Origin of the sequence: Prosthecobacter sp. (genome assembly GCF_044373815.1) — a bacterium.
Lineage (GTDB): Bacteria > Verrucomicrobiota > Verrucomicrobiia > Verrucomicrobiales > Verrucomicrobiaceae > Prosthecobacter.
Genome location: NZ_JBIPNG010000471.1, coordinates 1 through 5,208, shown reverse-complemented (window position 1 = coordinate 5,208; position 5,208 = coordinate 1). Strand labels below are relative to the sequence as shown.

At 60.7% G+C, this 5,208-nt stretch carries 4 protein-coding genes; 1 reads left to right on the top strand and 3 read right to left on the bottom strand.

The annotated features are described in order from the left end of the window. From ACIREA_RS26295 to ACIREA_RS26285, 3 genes are all read right to left on the bottom strand, one after another. A partial coding sequence (locus ACIREA_RS26295; protein WP_397385294.1) for a SufS family cysteine desulfurase occupies nt 1–988 on the bottom strand: 988 nt, incomplete at its 3' end. A gap of 17 nt (nt 989–1,005) precedes the next feature. Next, nucleotides 1,006–1,332, bottom strand: a complete 327-nt coding sequence (locus tag ACIREA_RS26290; protein WP_397385293.1) for a hypothetical protein — start codon at nt 1,330–1,332, stop codon at nt 1,006–1,008. Next, nucleotides 1,329–1,565 carry a hypothetical protein gene (locus tag ACIREA_RS26285; protein WP_397385292.1) on the bottom strand — a complete coding sequence of 79 codons (237 nt, stop codon included), beginning with the start codon at nt 1,563–1,565 and terminating at the stop codon, nt 1,329–1,331. Before ACIREA_RS26285 ends, ACIREA_RS26290 begins: the two co-directional genes overlap by 4 nt. A gap of 140 nt (nt 1,566–1,705) precedes the next feature. On the opposite strand from ACIREA_RS26285, the gene ACIREA_RS26280 reads away from it, so the two are divergent. Next, a complete protein-coding gene (locus ACIREA_RS26280) occupies nt 1,706–4,900 on the top strand; it encodes a HEAT repeat domain-containing protein (RefSeq protein ID WP_397385291.1) in 3,195 nt (1,064 codons plus the stop codon). Nucleotides 4,901–5,208 lie beyond the last annotated feature (308 nt).

Genomic DNA, 5,208 nt, shown 5'->3' with positions numbered 1-5,208 from the left:
GGTGACCGTTTTGCGGGCCAAGGATGCGGATGCCGGGCACCTCGCTCATGCGCTGCACGGCGTAGTTGGCCAGATTGTGGTCGTGGCGCTGGATGTTTTCCAGGCCGATGGCCTCCAGATAATCAATGGCTGCACCGAGACCGATGACACCGGAGATGTCAGGCGTGCCCGCCTCGAAACGATGCGGCGGCGCCTTGTAGGTGCTGCTCTCCATGGTGACCGTCAGAATCATCTCGCCGCCACCATGCCAAGGCGGCATGGTTTCCAGCAAGGCCATGCGGCCATACAGCACACCGATGCCGGTGGGGCCGCACATCTTGTGGCCGGAGAAAACGAAGAAGTCGCAGCCGAGGTCGCGCACATTGATGGGCATGTGGCCGGCGCTTTGCGCGCCATCCAGCAGCGTCACAGCCCCGAGGGCTTTTGCCTTGGCAAGGAGTTCCTTGGCAGGATTGATGGTGCCGAGGGAATTGGAAATATGAACGAAGGCAAAGAGCTTCACCTGCTCTGTGAGCAGAGTTTCGATGGCGGCGGAGTCGAGCGTGCCGTCATCCAGCACCGGGATGTATTTGAGCGTCGCGCCCGTGCGCTGGGCGAGCAGCTGCCACGGGACGATGTTGCTGTGATGCTCCATGCCGGTGATGAGGATGACATCCCCTGCCCGCAGATTCTGAGTGCCCCAGGTGTTCGCGACGAGGTTGATGCCCTCGGTGGTGCCACGAGTGAAAATGATCTCGTCCTCAGATGCTGCACCGATGAAGCGCGCCACTTTTTTCCGCGACGCCTCAAAGGCCTCGGTGGCACGGTTGCTGAGTTCGTGCAGGGCGCGGTGGACGTTCGCGTTGTCACGCTCGTAGTAGCGCGAGAGCGTCTGAATGACTGCACGCGGTTTCTGGCTGCTGGCCGCACTGTCCAGATAAACGAGCGGGTGACCATTCACCTGCTGATCAAGGATGGGGAAATCAGAGCGTATGCGGTGCCAGTCCATGTCTTACGACCCAGACACTAGCGTGCCACCACACTCTGTCGAGCCGTAACACTGGCGGGTGCCGCCTTGCGTGCTGCGTAGATGCCGCGGCTTTCGACCTTGCTCGCACGATCCTGCAATGAACCAGATTTGCCGTCTGCTGGCAGATTGTTATCGCCCAGCATGTTCAGCATGGCGGCACCGGTTTCATCGAAAGCTTTCACCGGAGCGCAGTTCTTTAAAGCTTCCCACGTTTGGCAGCTGGTCAGACCTGAAGAAAGCAAAATGAGAAAACTGAGACGGGCGAATTTCATTAACTTCGTGTTTATCATGACGTTGCGATTCTGTAAACAAAAGATGCTCATGGCTTGAAAGCCATGTGGGAACTGGAGCTTCCAGCCGCTGGACGGATTTCGCGATCTCCCCTGGCCTGCACCTCGCGTCCGCGCATTTCCAGCGTCTTGCGGGCAGTCGTCCCCTTACCATTCTCGTCAGCAAGCATCAGGGCATAAGGAGCCAGACGCAATGCCGTGCCGATCAAACCACAGTTGCTCAGCAACAGAGTGGCGGCGAAGGCAAAAATCAGACGGGATTTCACGGGCATTTGTTGTATTTATCACAATCGCCTGTGAGAGTAAACATATATGATGCCCTCGGCCCAAGGCGAAACTTGTGCTTTGTCTGGCAAACATTGACGCTGCTGGCCCGTATTGCACTGCCCTTCCGTTTCCAACCCACATGAAGAAACTGCTCTCCATCCTCCTCGCCCTCACTGTCTCGCTCCAGGCTGAGATCGAACTCAAAAAGGGCGACAACATCGCCATCGTCGGCAGTGGTCTGGCGGACCGGCAGCAGCACCATGGCTGGCTGGAGTCGCTGATTCACAAGGCCTACCCGGATCTCGAGCTCACCGTGCGCAATCTCGGTTTCGCCGCTGATGAAGTGAACGTGCATCCCCGCAGCGATGAGGTGCCCACCACCGAGTACTTCCTCAACATGAAGCCCGGCACCATGACCACCAAGGTGGGCGAAACCGAGGTGACCTACACTGCCGGCGCGGACTTCCATGCCAGCGTCATCTTCGCCTATTGGGGCCACAATGAGTCCTTCAAAGGCGAGGCCGGTCTGGCGGATTTCAAAAAAGCGCTGGATGAATATCTCAAAAAGCAGCTCAGCGCCGACTACGGCAAGGGCCAGCCCCGCGTGGTGCTGCTCTCCCCCATCGCACAGGAAAACCTCAAGAGCGCCGATTTCTCAGACGGCTCCGCCAACAACAAAAACATCGCCGCCTACACCGCCGCCATGGCGGAAGTCGCCAAGGCCAACAACGTGCCGTTTGTCGATCTCTTCGCCGCCTCCCAGTCCCTCTACACCAGCGCCGCCAAGCCGCTGACCATTGACGGTGTGCACCTCTCCGATGCAGGCGACAAAGCCCTCGCCCCGGTTCAGTTCAAGGCCCTCTTCGGCAAAGAGGCCCCGAGCATTGACGATCCCTACATCGCCAAAATCCGCGACGCAGTCTTGGAGAAAAACGTCCAGTGGCATCACCGCTACCGCACCGTCGATCAGTTCAATATTTTCGGCCAGCGCTCCCGCATCAAGTACGCCGACGCCATCACCAAGACCAACGGCATCGACAACGCCACCATCGTCGGTGCCGAGCTCGCTCAGCGCGATGTGAAGACCGCGAACCGCGACAAGGCCGTCTGGGCCACCGCGCAGGGCAGGAGCTACGAAGTGAAGGACGACAACCTCCCGCCCGTGCCTGCCGTGGCGCCAAACCGCCCCGAGCCCGTCCCTTACCTCACCGGCGAGGAAGCACTGAAACACCTCACCACCCCTGAAGGTGTGAAGGTCGATTACATCGCCTCCGAAGTGGAGTTCCCCGATCTGGTGAACCCCGTGCAGATGAACTTCGACACCCGCGGCCGCCTCTGGGTCGCCGCCTGGCCGACCTACCCTGAGACCACGCCAACCACCAAGGTCTTCGACAAGCTCCTCGTCTTCGACATCGACCCCAAGACCGGCAAGTTCACCAAGTGCACCCCCTTCCTCGACGGCCTGAACTGCCCCACCGGCTTCCAGCTTTATAAAGACGGCGTGCTCGTCATGCAGTCCCCCGACATGTGGTTCGTGCGCGACACGGACGGCGACGGCAAAGGCGACTGGAAAGAGCGCATCGTCAATGGCCTCGACGCCGCAGACTCCCACCACGAGACCAACTCCATCTGCTACGAACCCGGCGGCGCCCTGTATTTCAGCGACGGCGTTTTCCACCGCACCAATGTCGAGACCCTCAAAGGCCCCATCCGCAATGTGAACGGCGCCATCTACCGCTTCGAGCCCCGCAGCTACCGCTTTGACCGCTACGTGCCCTACGGCTTCGCCAATCCTCACGGCCGCGTGTTCGACTACTGGGGCAACGACATCATCACCGACGCCACCGGCAATGCGAACTACTTCGCCCCCGCCTTTAGCGGCCACCTCGACAGCGGCGCTCACCCCAAGATGAAGGAGTTCTGGAACCGACCCTCCCGCCCCACCCCCGGCACCGCCATCCTCAGCAGCCGCCACTTCCCCGAAGACTGGCAGGGCACCTTCCTGAACACGAACGTCATCGGCTTCCAGGGCATCTTCCGCGCCAAGGTCACCGAAGAAGGCTCCGGCCTCAAAGGCGAGACCTGGGAGCCCGCCATGCTGCAGACCGACGTGAAGGCCAATCCGAACTTCCGCCCCAGCGGCGTCGCAGTGGCCCCCGATGGCTCGCTCTACGTCATGGACTGGTCGCAAATGCTCATCGGCCACCTGCAGCACCATCTGCGCGATCCGAACCGCGACCACCAGCATGGCCGCATCTACCGCCTCACCTACCCTGCCCGCCCGCTGCTCACCCCAAAAAAGATCCACGGCGAATCCATCGCGAACCTCCTCGAACTCCTCAAGGAGCACGAAGACAGCGTCCGCCAGCACGCCAAAGTGGAACTCGATACGCATGACTCCAAGGAAGTCATCGCCGCCGTGCAGAAGTGGGAAGCTGCACTCGACAAGGCGGACAAAAACTACGAGCACAACCGCCTCGAAGCGCTGTGGGTGCACCAGTGGCACAACGTGGTGAACATCCCCCTGCTTGAAGCCGTGCTGAAGTCCCCCGAGCCACGCGCCCGCGCCCAGGCCATCCGCGTCGCCGGCTACTGGAGCGACCGCGTGCCCAACACGCTCGCCATCTTCGAAGCCGGCGTCAAAGACAGCGCCCCGCGCGTCCGCCTTGAGGCCATCCGCGCGCTCAGCTTTGTCAAAGGGCCGGACGTCATGAAGGCCATCGAGCTCACCAAGCTCGTCATGATGGAAAAAGACTACTACATCGACTACTGCTTCCGCGAGACCATGAAGCAGCTCACCTCCCTGCCTGAGGGCAAGGACGTCCTCGGCAAAGAGCCCCTCCTCGCCGCCCGCCTCCGCGCCACCCCGGATGCCAGCTATGGCCCCACCGACAAGAAACTCTCCGCCGCCGACAAGAAACTCTACGACCTCGGCAAGGAAGTCTTCAACCGCGAAGCCCATTGCGTCACCTGCCATCAGGCCGACGGCAAAGGCGTGGAAAACATCTACCCCGGCCTCGCCAAGAGCAACTGGCTCGAAGGCAACGGCGACCGCGTCATCAAGATCGTGCTCAAAGGCCTCTTCGGCCCGCTCGACTTCCAGGGCAAAAAATACGGCCCCGAAAAAGGCACCCCGCCGATGATGGGCTTTGGCCCCCTGCTCAAGGATGAAGAAGTCGCCGGCGTCATCTCCTACGTCCACCAGTCCTTCGGCAACAACCTCCCCATGGTGAAAGTCGAAGACGTCAAACGCGTCCGCGAGGAAACCAAGAACCGCGCCATCTTCTACATGGTCGATGAGATCTTAAAAGAGCACGCGTTGGAGAAGAAGTAGGCCACAGCAATGCAACTCCGCACTCCAGACTCGCGCCAGCGTCCAGGAATCGGAGCGAAGCGGGTCGAAGACCGCCGAAGGCAAATAGACAGCCGCAGGCTGCCCGGAGGGTGAGCGCAGCGAATCAATGCGCCGGTCCTCCGGCGCTTTCGAACGTCTCTATGCCTTCACAAAGCCCCAGAGGACTGGAGCACTCCAAAACGCTCGTGCGTTCTCGATGCTCCAGACCACGCGTGGGAGCGTGGTTCAGCTCTCGCGGATTTTCCCCGCGAGCGAATCCAGCGTGCGCTTGAAGTCGTTGGAACCGT

What these genes read in the sequence shown, in the direction of transcription:
- ACIREA_RS26290 (WP_397385293.1), bottom strand. Translation starts at nt 1,332, where the DNA reads ATGAGCATCTTTTGTTTACAGAATCGCAACGTCATGATAAACACGAAG.
- ACIREA_RS26280 (WP_397385291.1), top strand. Translation starts at nt 1,706, where the DNA reads ATGAAGAAACTGCTCTCCATCCTCCTCGCCCTCACTGTCTCGCTCCAG.